Genomic DNA, 14497 nt, shown 5'->3' with positions numbered 1-14497 from the left:
CAGTCCGCTCCCGAATGCCGGGGAGTCACTGGTCGCGACCGGTGCGGCGATTACGCTTCGTCGCAGATCGGCTTGGCGAACTCCAGCGCCATGTCCCAGGGCTGTTCAATCCAGGTATCCTGCGGAATGGCGACTTCGAAGTCATCCACCAGGGGTTCGCCCATGGGCTTGGCGAAGATGGTGATGAACTTGGCTCTGGGGTAGAGCTCGCGGATCGCCTTGGCGGTGCCGCTGGTGTCCACCAGATCGTCCACCACCAGCCAGCCTTCACCGTCACCTGCGGTGGTGGCAGCCTTCACCACCACCAGCTCGCGCTGGTTGTCGTGGTCATAGCTGGAGATGCAGAGGGTTTCGACATTGCGAATACCAAGTTCGCGGGCCATCAGGGCCGCAGGCACCAGACCACCGCGACTGACGGCGATGATCCCTTTCCACTGGCTGACAGGCAGTTGACGACGGGCCAGACGGCGCGCTTCGCGTTGCAGGTTATCCCACGATACATAGAATTTCTTAGGCATAGTAATTGGCTCAACGACTTACAGTTAAAACAAAGGGTTAGCGCGCAACATCACGCGGTATCACGCATTCCATGCGGAGCTCTGCCGCCACTTTGCCGCCATTTTTCACCTATGAGTGAGGGCTGATCAGAGGGTTTAATCTGACCGCGTCATCCAAATGTTCGGGGGCAAAATGGGCGTACCTCATGGTCATGGTGATGGTGCTGTGACCGAGGATTCGCTGTAGGACAAGGATATTACCACCATTCATCATAAAATGGCTGGCAAACGTATGTCTGAGCACATGAGAAAGTTGTCCCTCCGGCAAGTTCACCCCGGATTTTTGCGCGGCATACTCAAATGCGTCATAGCAGGGAGGGAACAACCTGCCTTCATGAATGCCGCGTTTGGGGATCAGTTCATAGAGCTCCGGCGAGATGGGGACCGAGCGATTGCGCTTGCTCTTGGTCTGGGTGAACGTCAGCCGATACTTGCTCACCTGGGCACTGGTCAGCCCCTGCACCTCAGACCAACGGGCCCCGGTGGCCAGACAGAGTTTGACCACCGTGGTCAACGCCGGCACTCGGGAGGTCGCGCAACTGGCCAGCAGCATGTCGATCTGCGCTGCCGTGAGGTAGGTCATCTCCGATTCATGGGTTTTGACCTGCCGCAGGCCAGTCAATGGGTGGGGGTTCACCCACTCCCCCAATCGGATCAGCTCCCCAAACACCGCATTCAGCAAGCGCTGTTCGTCGTTCACCGTTTTGGGTCCAGCAGCCCGGTCACGGCAGCGACCAGGGAAGATGATGGCTCCAGTGAGCCGCCCTTCCCGGTACGTGGCGAAATGCCCCTTGTTGAGATCGACCGCGTAAGGGTTACCCATCGCCTCGGCCATCAAGTCGAGTTTGCGCTTGACCTGTTCGCCAGAAACCAGTGTCTGCCCATGCAAACGGAACCAGAGATCTATGACGTCGGACAAGCGCCGCTTGTCTTCGGTCACCTTGTTGGCGGTGAGCCAGGGGTTGCTGTTGCTCTCTTCCAGCAACCACTTTTCCCAGGCCAGCGCCTCGCCCTTGGTGGCGAAGCGCTTGCGCTTGCGGGGGCCCTCACGGCCTTGGGGGTAGACTTCGGCAAGCCAGAGGCGCGGCTTGCCGTCGTCGAGTTTTCGGACGGTCATTGGCCACTATTCACCAAACGCACATTGCTTGGGGTTGGCATTGGTTTCAGTAGGCCAGCCTGTCAACAGTGCTTTGATCTCGGTGCCATTGCAGCCATACAGAGCCTCTGCCTTTTGGCAAAGGTCCTTCTTTTCATCAGCAATCGCAGCATCAAAGGAGCTGGCACAATCATTGAATTCTGGTGCTTGGACCCCTTTCTGAGGTACATAGCCGATAGAACTGTAAAAAGCATCTTCTGTGTCCATCCGCATTTTTAATCCGTCGCAGAGTTGGCCAGCCTGCTTGGCATAGCAGAATGCTTTTACTTTTGATGCTATTTCAGCGGTGTAAGGTGTTTCCTGGGCGGGTTTACTTGCTGCTGGTACTTTTTCTGTAGAGGAAACTACCTGTGGTTCCTGCTTTGCAGCTTCTGCGTCATCACCACCACTAAACGCTAGAAATGCAAATACAATCGCGATAATCCCAACGCTACCAAGCACACAGTCCTTAGCTGTTAACGCAGGATTCTTTATCCCGCAGTGCGGGCACTCTAATGTGAAGTTACCTACCTCACCATTACACTTTTTACACTTAGCTGATGCCATGCTGTCACTTCCATCATGAAAATGTAGGTTTATCGCCAAAGCTCAAAACTTCTTCCCTGCCCATGCCACGCGGCCGACGATATGCACATCGGCCCGCTGGTCCTTGGTCACCACCTGGGTTTCATAGCCAGGATTGTCAGAGATGACCTTGATCCCGCCGAGCACGTCGAATTGCAGCCGCTTCACCAGCAGGCTGTCGCCAATGCGCAGCACATAGAGGCCATCGCGCAGGGCATCGCCGTTGCACAGGTTCACCAGGATGATGTCGTTATTGCTGATGGTGGGCTCCATGCTGTCGCCCTTGGCGCGGATAACCGCCAGCCGTTCCGGTGCCAACCCCTCTTTCTTGAGCCAGTCGGTGCGAAACGCCATGGGCTCGGTTTTCAGCTCGTCGGAGACGGTGGCGCCGAACCCGGCCGACGCAAACACCTGGTAGCAGTCGACCAGGGTGTAATCCTGCATCTGGTGGTAAGCAGCGCTGGATTCTGCGAGCCCAGTCACGTCGTCACCCTGAGCTGCACGTGCATAGATGGGGACTTCGGGGTGCTCTGTTGCCTGTTCAGGTTTTTCACCAATCCCGAGACAGAGCCACAGAAACAGTCGCGGATCATGCCCGCAGATCTGAGAGACCTGGCCTACAGAAGGCATCGTCTCGCCAGTGAGATATTTGCGAATGACTGCATCACTTACGCCCACTCTCCGACCGAACGAGCTGTAACTCTCTCTGCCGACTAGCGCTAGGAGCCTCTTCGCAAAGGCTTTCGTATCAAAGGTCGTGCCGTTCAAGATTTCCATGCCATTTGTAACCCTAGATCGAAATTTGTAATTTCAGGTTGCGCGACATCGCGTTGGCGTATACTCTCGAACTCAAGATCGAACATTCGAACCAAAGCTGTGAGAGGCGATTCGAAGTTCTAGTTCTGATGAGATAACACGCATAGGGGCGCAGTATGACGCAACGTGACACCGAAAGACAGCCTTTAGGGGCGCATGCCGCACCGATAGGTGACGCTGTTCAACCTCCAGTTGACGCACTGGCAGAAGTGCTGCGCCAGTTGGAAACCATCAAACAGAGCCTTGCGCTCACCATGCTGCCGGCCATTCCGCTGGACGCCTTCCTCACCATGCTGCGGGACGAACTCAAGTTCGACCTGCCACTGCGCACCGCCCAGGACATGATCAGCGACGGGCGCCTGCCCATTGTTCCCAAACTGCGTGCTGGCGATAAGCCGTGGGTCAATCTGCACCGCTGGCGCGAGATGACCAAGGAGCCGGAACACTACTTCAAGTTCGTTCATGAGAACTCCCGTCGTCGTGTGGCCAAGGATTCGACCAGCAAGTCGCGCCAGCGCGCTGCTGCTTGACCTAACGGTAGCGATTGAGCACAGGGGGATAAAGTGTCAAACCAGCGCACTCGTTCACACAGCCACTTTGCAGGGGCCTGCGACCTGTTCAAGCAGGCGCACAACATCAGCCAATTGGCTGAAACCATCGGCATGTCACACCACGTGCTGCACAACAAATTCAACCCGGCGTGTGAGCGGCACAACCTGACTGCGCACGATCTCATCGCCCTCTACCACGCCACCGGCGACGACACCCTGTTTGATGGCATGCTGTTTGACTGCCAACTGACCGCCGTTCGTCTGCCGGATGCCGCCCAGGTTGCCCCAGAGGCCCGCGCCCAGCAGGCGCTCAATGCAGGGGCCCAGATCCTGGGCGTCACGGCCCAGGCCACCACTCTCCTCGCCGGTGACCGCGTCACCAAGTCACACCGAAACACCGTCGTCACCGGCATCTGGGCAGGCATCGAGCACCTTGTGTTGCTGGCTACCGAGGTCGAGGACCGCTTTCACGCCATCCCCAGCCTTGCGTGCGCTGCTGATATGGCCCGCGCCGCCATCGGCGCATAGGAGACCAGACCATGAGATTGATTTGCCCCCACTGCGGTTACCACGCGAATACCCGCAACTCCACCAAAATGAGCCCGCTGACAGGCCATGCCTATTACGCCTGCAGCAATGTCGACTGCGGCCACACCTTCAAGGCGGCGTTTGAAATCGTCGGCACCATCAGCCCATCCGCCATGCCCAATCCGGCCATCGTGCTGCCGTTCTGCAAGGGCGTGGGCAAAAACCACAAAACCATGTCGAAGAGCGTCCCGCTCAAGGAGTCAGCATGAAACTGCGCGCCGAGCAGCCGGGGCTGATCCCGCTGCCGTTTTTGCTGTTCAACCGCGCCACCGTCGTCACCAGCGGTGACGAGCCGGTGATGCGCAACACCACCCGTTTCGACGGCAGTTATCTGGAAGACAGCCAGGGCCGCCGTGGCGCGCTGCGCTTCCAGCCGTGCCATCAACCTCGCCCGCACTGGCTGACCAAGCTGCTGCAGGCATAACCGGAGGGCCGCCCCATGAACACCGCACAGATTTTCGAGCTCGTTCAACAGCCAAGCGCCGCAGAGGTGGCGCTGGCAGAGATGCGCGCCCAGTTCGGCCGCAATGGGGCGGCCAGCCGCTGGTCACGCCTGCCGACCCGGGCCCGCGCCGTCATCTGCTACGCCGCCGGGTTATCAACCACCTATGGCACCCGCGAGCTGGACCAGTTCGAGTTTGACCAACAAGAGGCGATCCGCCTCGCCCTGGGTGCGCTGATGGCAACCCTGCATGAGTTTGATGGCGGCGTGCTGCACCGCCGCGAGTGGCACCGCACCACCCGTCGTATTGAGGGGCCGACCCGCAGCGAGCGGGAACAGGCAGAGCTTGAGAACAAGCGCCGGGCCGAGCTTAACGAGCAGGCCAGCGTATTGGAAAACCGCAGAGCGGTTTTGCAGAAGGTGGCCGGAAGCGGCCAATAAAAAACCCCGCTATCGGTGTTGGCGCACCAGCGGGGCTTTCAATCAATCAGCGAGGAAAACCTCATGAACAATCTTACAGCAGAACAGGCGATCCGCAAAGTCGCGAACAGCCTCATTAATACCCATCGCCCCCAGCTCGGGGCATGTCACAGCCTCGCTATCGAGGCGAGCCTTGAGGCGCTGGCCGAGCTGGCCGATGAGCTGGCCCTGCTCGACATCTACGCCGAGCTGACCAAGCGCCTCGAGATCCTGCGTGGTGGCCAGCGGCCCAACATCATCGGCGTGGACATGGCCAGCGGCCCAGACAGCACCGTGGTATTCCAGCCGCCTTTTGCTCATGAGATGCAAGGGGGTGCCCAATGATCGCCATCACCGCCAAGCACATCGCCCCCTCTCCCGCCGATGCCGTCGCCTACCTGGTGCGCCATGGCTACATCAAAGTGCGCGGTCACTGGCTCAGAGGCCAGCGTCACGCCGCCCGTATCGAAACCCTGGCCTCCGGCCGCGCTTGTGTACTGGAAGGAGTAGCCGCATGAGCAACATGAGATGTGAACAGTGCGGGCGCTACCGCCTGCCGGATCCGGCCGCCTTTCGCTGCGGAGACAAGGTGACCTTCAAGCGGGTGATCCAGCGCGCCAGAACCACCCAGCTCAAAGCTGTCGATGGCGTCATCGTCGAGGAAGGTGTCGCCACTGTGACAATCCGGGTTCGGGGTGGTGACAGGGTCCAAGTCGCACGCACCGGCATCACCATGCAGGGCGCGCCGGGTCCGCTGACCTATGAACTGTTTGGCGTCTGCCACTGTGAAGGAGGCCAATCATGAGCAGCACCACCGGCAATGTCATCGAGCGCGAGCTCTACCCTACGCCCGCCAGCGCAGTGGCTGCCCTGATGCGCTGCATCAGCTTCCGTCCAGGTGATCACTTCATGGAACCATGCCGCGCAGAAGGGAACATCTTCGATCCAGTTCCGCTGCCGGCCGAGCAAAAGGAGTGGGCCGAGATCCGCCATGGTCGCGACTACCTGACATGGGACTTTGGCCGCCAGTTCGACGTCATCATCACCAACCCGCCGTTCTCGCTGACGGAGGAGTTTCTGAGAAAGAGCCTGTACGAGCTCGAACCAGATGGCACCCTGATTTACCTGCAGCGGGTGAACTTCTTGGGCAGCAAAAAGCGCGTGCCGTTCTGGGCAGAGGTCGGCTTTCCGAACAAGACCCCGATCCTGGTTCCACGCCCACGCTTTGTGAATGGCGGGTCTGACTCCTGCGAATACAGCTGGTTTATCTGGGACAACGGCAATCGCGTGAACCTGCCGAACGGCCTGAGTCATCTGATTGCGGAGGATGCAGCATGATCCACGACTTCTGGCTCGATGCCATGTTGAGCGACGCCGCGCGCCGCCGGGAATACCAACTCGAGTTACTGGATGCCAGTCGCCGCCCCTGCCGCCCCCACCGATATATCAAAACCCTGCTGGTCATGGTGCGCGCGGCCCGCCGCTGCGAGCACCAATCTGCCGCCCGTCTGCGCCAGTCATACAACGGAGGCGCCATCTAATGACTCACCATAAACCAGCCGGGCTTGCCCCGGCTTTGGGCGTCGTGCGCCCTGCAAACAGCCATATCGTGACGCTGGAGCCCTGCACCAAGTGCCGCCAGATGGCGGTTTGCCTGCCGGTTGCGGGCCGACACGGTCGCCGCTCTTACCCCTACTGCGTCGAAACCTGCTGGCCGCTGGCCCGCGCCGCCAGTGAAACCGTGGTGAAGACCGTCCCGGCCAACGCCCGCCCCTCAATGCGCTGCAGTTGCTGCGGCGAGTTCGGCCATGTGCGCCCGGTCATCCTGGTCGGCAACCGGCTCACCAGCCTGTTTTTCTGCGAGGCCACCTGCTGGTCTGATCGGCTCGCCACCCTGGACATGGTGCCGACCTGCTCCACCTGCGGCCGGCACCTGCAACCCAACGAGTATGTGAACGAAAAGTGCGGGGTGTGCCAATGATGGACTCCATCACCAACCTGCACGGCATCCAACTCCCCCAGCACTACCTGGTCGGGCACCACGCCATCAACATGGCCGGGGCGGCCGAACAACTCGCCCGCATTGAGTGGCACGTTGCCAAGCCGCTGGCCGCAACCTTCCTGCGCCGCTACCCGGCCAATCCCAAGACCGCCAACATCTGGCTGCGCCGTATGGTGGATGCCTGCGCCGCCGCTCAAAGCCGGTTCCCGATCCCAGTGATCCACTTGCGCAACGACGTGCGCCGCGAGCTGGTCGCCGCCGAGTGGGCCCGTCGCTGCCAGACCTTGCTGAACAATGGAACCGAACATGAATGGGATGCCGCCAAGCTGCTTAGAGATCTGGGCTCGCAAGCACAGGCCTGGCACTTCTGCCCACCCCTGCCGACCGACCCCCGCCACTCAGCCATAAAACTGCTTGGCCGCCAGCTGACTGACGAAGAGCGGGCGGATATGGATCCAGCCATTGAGAAGTTCGAAGGGGCAGCCGCCAGCCTGCTGGTGCGCCTGCTCGATGAGTCATGGTGGCAGCGCAAAATCAACCGCGCCTGGGCTATCTACTGCGAGCTGATTGCCATCCTCACCGGCCAGGTGCGCAAGGGGGTCAGCCCCTACGCCAGTGCGCACGCCGTGCGCGAGTTCACCCAGCGCAAGGCGGCACAGCAGGCATGGATGGCGAGCATGAGCGCCGTCAACGAAGATCTGGGGCAAGAGATTGACCTGGTCGATGCGGTGATGGGCTCGGTCGCCAACCCCGAGATCCGCCGTCATGAGCTGATGGTGCGCATGCGGGGCTTTGAAGACATGGCACAGGAGCAGGGCAAACTGGGCCTGTTCCTGACGCTGACCGCCCCCTCCAGCTATCACGCCTGGCGCCAGGGCAGCAAAGACAAGGCGAAGACCTACCAGAATGAGAAGTTCAACGGCGCCTGCCCGACCGAGACCAACCGCCTGCTGTGCAAACAGTGGGCCCGCTTTCGTGCCGCACTGGCCCGCGAGGGGATCATGGCCTTCGGTTTTCGGGTTGTGGAACCGCACCACGATGGCACCCCGCACTGGCATTGCCTGCTGTTTATCAACCCCGAGCACCAACGCGACTTTCTGACCCTGCTTGCCTACCACTTCACCGCCGCCGAACGGGCCGAGCTCAAAATGCCCAACGGCGACCAGCTCGATGCGCTGTCCGAGATGAAAATCCGCAACAAGATGCCGCGCATCAAGTGGCTGCTCGATGTGAGCAGCCCGGCGGTGGTCAAGGCCATCAACCCACGGGTGAATTGGAAGGAGATCGACCCAACCCAAGGCAGCGCCACCGGCTACATCGCCAAGTACATCGCCAAGAACATCGACGGCCACAAGGTCGGGATGGATTACGAGGCCGAGGCCCCGGTCGACCACACCACCATCGCGGTCGCGGCCTGGGCGAGCTGCTGGCGTATACGCCAGTTTCAGCAGATAGGCGGCCCTGCTGTGAGCGTATGGCGTGAGCTGCGCCGCCTGGGTGACGAGGTGATCGAGTGGGATTGCATCCTGGAAGCCGCTCGCACCGCAGCCGACAACAACCGCTGGGGAGACTTTATCGACGCCATGGGCGGCATTGACCTTCCCCGCAAAGAACACCTGATCCGCCTCTCCAAGCGCCTCGATGAAGCCGCCAACAAGTATGGCGAGGATGTGCTGCGCCTGATGGGGGTGATCACTGACATCGGCATGACCACCGCCATCACCCGCACCGAGGGTTGGCAGATAGTGCGCAAGGGGGTCAACGGGTCGGGTTTGGGCGAGCAGCGCGAGCCTGCTGTGAGCGAGCGCAGCGAGTTGCCCTCAGGCGGCGGCAGCCGCCCCCCTCGGAGTTCTGTCAATAACTGTACGAAAGGATCCAAATTGGGGGTGAAAGGATCCGCTCTGGCTAAAGAGCTGGGCCGAATGGGTCTTGATGAAAGCAACGCCGCCCTGCTGCTGCACGGCAGCATCATCCACGCCGACGGCCAATATGTGCGACTGGTCGGTGATCGGCTGATTGTGACCCGCAACTGGCCGGGTGCCGGAGATGCCGTGGCCGACCAGCTGACCGCCGAGGCCGAGGCCGAGCAGGCCAGCAAGCGGGCAGCCAGCAGCGATACGCTGAAACAGCAGGCCCACGAGCTGATGCACTCAGGCGGCAGCGTCACCGAATGGCTGGCCGCCCTGCCGCTGGCGCAGGCCGAAGAGGCGATCGCCATCTTCACCCGCCTGTTGGATGACGAAGAGGACCGGGCCAGTTACCAGCCCACCGAACAGGAGCAGGCCCGCGTCGACTGGCTGAAAGCAGACAACAAGCGCCATGAAGCAGAAATCGCAGCGGCCCGTCAACGCAGGGGCCTTTAACTAAGGAGGTGTGTATGAAGAAGAAACCAGCCTACATGCTCTGGACAGGCACTATTGTGTGCAAAACCACAGGAAAAAAGCTGTGGATTGCCGAAGGCTGCCACTACGACAAGGCCAACCCTGGGGCCCGCGAATGGCTTAACCCCACCTTCAATCCAGACGAATACGAATTTCCAAAGCCAGAGGAACCAAGAGAAACATGGTCGCCTTATGCAGAGGGGGAATAACGTGCAGGACATCATCCCCCGCGCCAACGTGGAGCGCCTGCTGCCGCTCTGCCAGCGGCTCTGGCCCATCATCCAGCAATACCCGCCGGGATCGGCGGGTCGTTCCACCATCTCCAGCATGCTCGACAGCATGCCAGCCGCTGACCGTCATATCTGCGATCTGCTGCTCGACCGGATGGAGCGGGTTATACGGTTCGAGGATGCCTGGTTCCCGTTCTACCAGGGCGAGCTGGACACCATCACCCCACCCAAAAAGGCAAAGCGGATGCTGCCTCTCGGCCCAACACCCAAGCAGGTCTGGAAGGCCACCCGGGCGCGGCAGGGCGCGTTTGCCAGAAGGAGGGCTGTATGAGCAAACCAAAGGAGGCGAGGGAGCGAAAGCAGGCCCAGCGTGCGAGACAGTCAGCCCTAGGCATCACTCGCGTTGAGGTTAGGATGTCAGAACGGGAGCGCCAACAACTCAACCACCTACGCATTGTTCGGGCTGGCAGCAGTCAGCCTTATTCTGCCGACGAGTACATCAGTACCCTGATCCGGCGGGACTGGGAAAGGTGGGTGTCGCAGGCGGACTATCTGAAAATGCAGGTATGTAAGCATTGCAACCACCCTTTACCTGTCGGGTGCAATGGGGCGTTTAAAGGGGAAAGCGCATGCTGGAAGACTGCGGGAGATAAAACCCTTGCACTGTAGCCAACGGGTTTTAAGAAAGGCACCAATGTGACCGGTCTTAAAATCCTTGGTGGGCACCCCTTAAAACCAAAATCGTGACCGGACACGTTTCAACGATTACCATAACTGTCCAACGAAAAGAGGTGCCAAGTGAGTTTTAACCTATGTGACCTCCCCCGGGAGGAAAAGGCCCTGATCGAGGTCGACAAAGCGGCTGCCTATGCGGTGTGGAAGGAACGCAACGGCAAGCTGGCCACGGCAGAGCTGGACAGTTCAGCCTTCACCGGCCATCAGCTTGAGGTCTTCACCAAGGCCTTGGCAAAGTACCGGACCAGACCATAACACCATCTGCCAATCAGTTTAAAAGCCCCCTCATGCAGGGGGCTTTTTAATATATTCGATGTTGTGTACCTATTATGTACACAGGAGGTACACAATAGGTACATAACCGGTAAAAACATATGCAATGTATATATGATGTATATACAAGAGATATATTTTTAATATAAAAGCATGTCCTTTAAAAATTAAAACAACACCATTTAGGTGATGGTGAATTGCTTACATACCCCCATTTAAGCATTGCCCACCACGCCATTGGATGGGTTGTTAAAATCCAAGCCACCACCCCCACCTCTCATCTGGGACTGACGTACACGAGAAGCGCGGTTTCACTGACTTGTTAGGATGTTGTCCAGCAAGGATATTGTCCAGCTAGGACACTGAGACGTGACTGTGGTTTGCCTATGGCGACGATGTTTAGATGACCCAAGGGATTATTTAATATTTTATTTCACTGAGACCATTGACCAATAATATTTCTGGCGCATAAGATTCGGCCCAAGCAAACAAGAAACCGCGCTCCCTTCGCTGAGGGTGGCATCGTTTTATCTGCGTGAAAATTCTTTCGATGGTCACTATCCAGTGGTCAGCGATTATTAACACACCTCTGTTGGGAGTACATGCATGCAAGAGCCATCCATCGAAGCTATTTTGGAAGACCTGTATTTTATCGCCGGTAAAATCACTGACGATCATCGCCCTATGCCGCTTGGACGAGTCGAGTCAAGCATACGCCACCTGGTGGTGCTGGCCATGAAGGCTCTGGACACCCAGCGCAAGTCCTACACCATCCACTGAGTGATGCTGGCTATGCCTTCACCACCGGCAGCTCGCCGAGCGCGGTGGTATAGCGGGGGCTTAACTGCTCCCGCTTCATCATCCACTCCCGAGTGTCGCGGCCGCGGGCTGCGAAGTAGACCTTCCCCAACCGCCCCTGATTGATCTTGTCGATGACCTGCATCAGCGCCTCGCTGCGCGGGGATTGCTGCTGTGCGGCGAACAGGTCGCCCTGCTGCATGCTGGCGGGGGTGAAGTCGGCCAGCATGACGCCCCCTTTCTGGTATCGCTGCTCGTCGCGCCAGATGCGCGGGAGCAATTCCGGGATCAGGGCCAACAGCGCCCGGGTGTCATGGGTGGGCATCGCCAGCTTGGTGCTCACCTGGTTGCCATAATAGGGCTCCCGGTCGCTGAACGGGCTGGTGCGAATAAACAGGGTCACGTGCCGACAGCACATCCCCTCCCCCCGCAGCTTCTCGGCGGCCCGCTCCATGTAACCCGCCAGCGCCTGGTGCATGGGGCCGATCTGGGTGATGCGCTCCCCAAACGAGCGCGAGCAGATGATCTGCTGCTTGGCCTGGACCTCTTGCTCCAGCTCGGTGCAGGGGATCCCCCGCAGCTCCTGCACTGTGCGCTCGACCACCACGCCATAGCGGCGCCGCAGCGCCTTGGGGTCAGCAGCGACCAGGTCGGCCACGGTCTTGATGCCCTGGGCCTCCAGCTTGGCCGACAGCCGCCGACCGATGCCCCATATCTCGTCCACCGGGGTGATCGCCATCAGCCGGGCGCGCCGCGCTTCATCCCGCAGATCCACCACACCACCGGTGGCGGGCCACTTCTTGGCGGCGTAGTTGGCGAGCTTGGCGAGGGTCTTGGTGGGGCCGATGCCGACCCCCACGGTCAGCCCGGTCCACTGCTGCACCCGCTCGCGAACTTGGCGGCCATAGGCCACCAGGTCGCCCGCCCAGGACTCGCTCAGTTCGATAAAGGCCTCGTCGATGCTGTAGACCTCCACCGCTGGGGCCATCCCCTCCAGAATGGTCATCACCCGGTTCGACATGTCGCCATAGAGGGCGTAGTTGCTGGAGAACCAGACCCCGCCCATGGCCTCGAAGAACTGGCGGATCTGGAAGTACGGCACCCCCATCTTGATGCCGAGCGCCTTCGCCTCCGCCGAACGGGCCACCACGCAGCCATCGTTGTTGGAGAGCACCACGATGGGCCGCCCCTTCAAGTCGGGGCGAAACAGCCGCTCGCAACTGGCGTAGAAGTTGTTCACGTCGACCAGGGCGACGGCGCAGCGCTTGTTCATGGGGTATCAACCTGGTGCACGATAAAGGACACCACCCCGAAGATTTCCAGCTCCTGCCCCTCACTGAAATGGATGGGGCGATAGGCCGGGTTGCCAGGGAGCAAGGCGACGGTGGGCTCAAGCTGCAGCTCCTTCACCGTGAACTCGCCATCGACTGCGGCGACCACCACGCTGCCGTGCCTGGCCTTGCGGCTGCGGTCGACGACCAGCAGGTCGCCATCGCGGATCCCGTGGTCGAGCATGCTGTCACCGGCCGCCCGCACAAAGTAGGTGGCCGCTGGGTGCACCACGCACAACTGATTGAGATCGATGGTCTGCTCGGTGTAGTCCTGCGCCGGCGACGGAAAGCCGCAGGCCACCGGGGAGAGAAACAGGGGTAGCTCCAACAAGGGGGCATCTGGGGTGGGTTGAGCAAACATGCTGGCAATCTCAAGAAATGCTGTATGGATAACCAGTATAGCAAGGCGCAAAAATCGGATCACCGTGCGGCGTTTGGCTCCGCCATTCATCATTTATCTACGAATACTGCAACGATTTGATGAATAGGGACGATTAAACGAAAAGTAGTGAAAAGTGTTTATTAAAACGCGTAATATCTATTACACTCTATTTTTTAACATGAATGAGATTATTTATGATTGAAGATATCAGGGGTGTAGTTATATCAAGAATGAATAATGTTTTAATGGGTGGCTTTATAATATCTGCAATAATGATGAACTCAAGAGGGATATTGATATTCATTTACAGTGATAAACTGGGGAAAATAAACATCCTAAAAAATTGGGAGCTAAATGTAGCTAATGACATAATGATACCGTTAGCGTTAACATTTATATATGTAACGGCGATCCCATTAATCAGTAGCCTTTTTAAAAAACACATAGCAAACAAAATATATGAAAAAGAGCACGATGCAGAACTGGATAGACTACTTATAAGCCATAGAGATATGTCGCAGGTGTCAATAGCCGCCGCTGAAAGCACTATGGAGAATGCCGACTTTATTGTAAAAAGCAGGGTTCGTGAATGGCTTAATGAAAAAGAAAACACTCTTTCTGAATTAAGTGAATGCAAGAAGCATATAGATATAATCACTGCGGAATTCACAGAGCGAATGAAAGACCGAGACGAATTAAATGAACGCTCAACATATTACGCTTCACTTTACGAACGAATGTCATTATTAATAAATAGCCTACAACCTATTACTAACGAACTGCTTTATCCATCTCAACACCTGCAAAACATGCTTGCTAACGCCCCTGCCGAATACAATAAATACATTGTAACTCAGTTCATAAAAGGAATTAAAAATCTAGCAGAAAACGTTAATAGAGCACCATTGAATACAGCAATAAAATGGCATCCGCCTGTAGATGAGGCGTGGATTTCAGCATTATCTGAATATATAAATAAGCAAGCGGAGAGTGGGGAGAAAATTAGTACAGGCAATAGACTATAAGTTAGTGAACGAATCTGGCGGAAAGTGAAGGATCGCAAAAAGGATCTGTTATCACCCGCGCGGCCAGCGCTGACGCGGGGAGCCGTTCCCCGCCCCCAGTCGTTCACCTGCATGATTTTCCACACATAAAGCGGGCAGGCGAGGCGGGGTCCCGATTGCGCGCCAGCGGTGCTGGCAGGTGGCAGCAGGCTGCGCCAGCCGCTCAGG

General features: G+C 58.3%; 23 protein-coding genes. 17 read left to right on the top strand and 6 right to left on the bottom strand.

What is annotated here, in order from left to right; genetic code table 11:
* Positions 1–50: 50 nt before the first annotated feature.
* The 4 genes from gpt to AB5Y89_RS15935 form a co-directional block, all read right to left on the bottom strand.
* Positions 51–518: a xanthine phosphoribosyltransferase gene (gene gpt, locus AB5Y89_RS15950; RefSeq protein WP_368224157.1), complete on the bottom strand. Its 468-nt coding sequence runs from the start codon at positions 516–518 to the stop codon at positions 51–53.
* A 109-nt stretch (positions 519–627) separates the two neighbouring features.
* Positions 628–1674 carry a tyrosine-type recombinase/integrase gene (locus tag AB5Y89_RS15945; RefSeq protein WP_104452397.1) on the bottom strand — a complete coding sequence of 349 codons (1047 nt, stop codon included), beginning with the start codon at positions 1672–1674 and terminating at the stop codon, positions 628–630.
* Between the two features lie 6 nt (positions 1675–1680).
* On the bottom strand, positions 1681–2259 hold the full coding sequence (locus AB5Y89_RS15940; RefSeq protein WP_368224156.1) for a hypothetical protein: 579 nt from the start codon (positions 2257–2259) through the stop codon (positions 1681–1683).
* 42 nt (positions 2260–2301) lie between these two features.
* Positions 2302–2760, bottom strand: a complete 459-nt coding sequence (locus tag AB5Y89_RS15935) for a S24 family peptidase (protein ID WP_233759661.1) — start codon at positions 2758–2760, stop codon at positions 2302–2304.
* A gap of 554 nt (positions 2761–3314) precedes the next feature.
* Here AB5Y89_RS15935 and AB5Y89_RS15930 point away from each other — a divergent pair.
* From AB5Y89_RS15930 to AB5Y89_RS15855, 16 genes are all read left to right on the top strand, one after another.
* A complete protein-coding gene (locus AB5Y89_RS15930) occupies positions 3315–3623 on the top strand; it encodes a hypothetical protein (RefSeq protein WP_158656249.1) in 309 nt (102 codons plus the stop codon).
* Between the two features lie 33 nt (positions 3624–3656).
* On the top strand, positions 3657–4172 hold the full coding sequence (locus AB5Y89_RS15925) for a phage regulatory CII family protein (RefSeq protein WP_104455399.1): 516 nt from the start codon (positions 3657–3659) through the stop codon (positions 4170–4172).
* Positions 4173–4183: 11 nt separating this feature from the next.
* A complete protein-coding gene (locus tag AB5Y89_RS15920) occupies positions 4184–4441 on the top strand; it encodes an ogr/Delta-like zinc finger family protein (RefSeq protein WP_167824660.1) in 258 nt (85 codons plus the stop codon).
* Positions 4438–4656, top strand: a complete 219-nt coding sequence (locus AB5Y89_RS15915) for a hypothetical protein (RefSeq protein WP_104455397.1) — start codon at positions 4438–4440, stop codon at positions 4654–4656. The genes AB5Y89_RS15920 and AB5Y89_RS15915 overlap by 4 nt, the downstream gene beginning before the upstream one ends.
* Before the next feature lie 15 nt (positions 4657–4671).
* A complete protein-coding gene (locus tag AB5Y89_RS15910; RefSeq protein WP_368224155.1) occupies positions 4672–5115 on the top strand; it encodes a hypothetical protein in 444 nt (147 codons plus the stop codon).
* Between the two features lie 63 nt (positions 5116–5178).
* A complete protein-coding gene (locus AB5Y89_RS15905; RefSeq protein WP_368224154.1) occupies positions 5179–5478 on the top strand; it encodes a hypothetical protein in 300 nt (99 codons plus the stop codon).
* Positions 5475–5651 carry a hypothetical protein gene (locus tag AB5Y89_RS15900; protein ID WP_202605904.1) on the top strand — a complete coding sequence of 59 codons (177 nt, stop codon included), beginning with the start codon at positions 5475–5477 and terminating at the stop codon, positions 5649–5651. The genes AB5Y89_RS15905 and AB5Y89_RS15900 overlap by 4 nt, the downstream gene beginning before the upstream one ends.
* Positions 5648–5938 (top strand): hypothetical protein, encoded by a 291-nt coding sequence (locus AB5Y89_RS15895; RefSeq protein ID WP_279982817.1) that lies wholly within the window; start codon positions 5648–5650, stop codon positions 5936–5938. The genes AB5Y89_RS15900 and AB5Y89_RS15895 overlap by 4 nt, the downstream gene beginning before the upstream one ends.
* On the top strand, positions 5935–6471 hold the full coding sequence (locus AB5Y89_RS15890; RefSeq protein WP_279981120.1) for a DNA methyltransferase: 537 nt from the start codon (positions 5935–5937) through the stop codon (positions 6469–6471). The genes AB5Y89_RS15895 and AB5Y89_RS15890 overlap by 4 nt, the downstream gene beginning before the upstream one ends.
* Entirely contained in the window at positions 6468–6674 is a 207-nt protein-coding gene (locus AB5Y89_RS15885; protein WP_368224153.1) for a hypothetical protein, read from the top strand. The genes AB5Y89_RS15890 and AB5Y89_RS15885 overlap by 4 nt, the downstream gene beginning before the upstream one ends.
* Positions 6674–7114 (top strand): hypothetical protein, encoded by a 441-nt coding sequence (locus AB5Y89_RS15880; protein WP_368224152.1) that lies wholly within the window; start codon positions 6674–6676, stop codon positions 7112–7114. The genes AB5Y89_RS15885 and AB5Y89_RS15880 overlap by 1 nt, the downstream gene beginning before the upstream one ends.
* Positions 7111–9498, top strand: a complete 2388-nt coding sequence (locus tag AB5Y89_RS15875) for a replication endonuclease (RefSeq protein WP_368224151.1) — start codon at positions 7111–7113, stop codon at positions 9496–9498. Before AB5Y89_RS15880 ends, AB5Y89_RS15875 begins: the two co-directional genes overlap by 4 nt.
* Before the next feature lie 14 nt (positions 9499–9512).
* On the top strand, positions 9513–9725 hold the full coding sequence (locus tag AB5Y89_RS15870; protein ID WP_005308768.1) for a hypothetical protein: 213 nt from the start codon (positions 9513–9515) through the stop codon (positions 9723–9725).
* A 1-nt stretch (position 9726) separates the two neighbouring features.
* Entirely contained in the window at positions 9727–10077 is a 351-nt protein-coding gene (locus AB5Y89_RS15865; protein ID WP_368224150.1) for a hypothetical protein, read from the top strand.
* A gap of 467 nt (positions 10078–10544) precedes the next feature.
* Entirely contained in the window at positions 10545–10736 is a 192-nt protein-coding gene (locus AB5Y89_RS15860) for a DUF3283 family protein (RefSeq protein ID WP_048209119.1), read from the top strand.
* 624 nt (positions 10737–11360) lie between these two features.
* Positions 11361–11534 (top strand): hypothetical protein, encoded by a 174-nt coding sequence (locus AB5Y89_RS15855; RefSeq protein WP_167824652.1) that lies wholly within the window; start codon positions 11361–11363, stop codon positions 11532–11534.
* A gap of 10 nt (positions 11535–11544) precedes the next feature.
* Here AB5Y89_RS15855 and umuC read toward each other — a convergent pair whose 3' ends face one another.
* Together umuC and umuD are read right to left on the bottom strand one after the other, a co-directional pair.
* A complete protein-coding gene (umuC, locus tag AB5Y89_RS15850) occupies positions 11545–12825 on the bottom strand; it encodes a translesion error-prone DNA polymerase V subunit UmuC (RefSeq protein ID WP_368224149.1) in 1281 nt (426 codons plus the stop codon).
* Positions 12822–13244 carry a translesion error-prone DNA polymerase V autoproteolytic subunit gene (umuD, locus tag AB5Y89_RS15845; protein WP_368224148.1) on the bottom strand — a complete coding sequence of 141 codons (423 nt, stop codon included), beginning with the start codon at positions 13242–13244 and terminating at the stop codon, positions 12822–12824. The genes umuC and umuD overlap by 4 nt, the downstream gene beginning before the upstream one ends.
* A gap of 215 nt (positions 13245–13459) precedes the next feature.
* On the opposite strand from umuD, the gene AB5Y89_RS15840 reads away from it, so the two are divergent.
* Positions 13460–14290 carry a hypothetical protein gene (locus AB5Y89_RS15840; RefSeq protein WP_368224147.1) on the top strand — a complete coding sequence of 277 codons (831 nt, stop codon included), beginning with the start codon at positions 13460–13462 and terminating at the stop codon, positions 14288–14290.
* The last annotated feature ends 207 nt before the right edge of the window (positions 14291–14497 follow it).

This window comes from Aeromonas sp. s4, from assembly GCF_040907855.1.
Lineage (GTDB): Bacteria > Pseudomonadota > Gammaproteobacteria > Enterobacterales > Aeromonadaceae > Aeromonas > Aeromonas caviae.
This window is presented reverse-complemented; position numbering and strand designations above follow the sequence as displayed.